This window comes from Polynucleobacter sp. 31A-FELB, assembly GCF_018882405.1.
GTDB lineage: Bacteria > Pseudomonadota > Gammaproteobacteria > Burkholderiales > Burkholderiaceae > Polynucleobacter.
On the sequence record NZ_JACVOO010000047.1, the window covers coordinates 1 to 253 of the forward strand.

Annotated in this window: 1 protein-coding gene; it reads left to right on the plus strand. The window is 45.8% G+C overall.

Features of this window, described 5'->3' with window-relative positions; translation table 11 throughout:
• The coding region (locus ICN30_RS11560; RefSeq protein WP_216275794.1) for a DDE-type integrase/transposase/recombinase at positions 1–253 on the plus strand (253 nt) is incomplete at both ends.

Consider the following 253-nt stretch of genomic DNA (forward strand, 5'->3'; position numbering starts at 1 on the left):
TAGATAACCACACCCGTGAGTGCCTAGCAATTTATCCTGCGCAAAACATTCGAGGCGATGATGTTGCGCATCTGCTAGAGCATATCGTCTCGCAAAGAGGTAAGCCCACGCGGATTCAAGCGGACAATGGTCCAGAATTTATCTCTATTGCGCTCGATCGCTGGGCTTACGATAAGCAAGTTGTCTTAGATTTTTCAAGACCAGGTAAACCTACTGACAATGCGTTTATTGAATCATTCAACGGCAGCTTAAG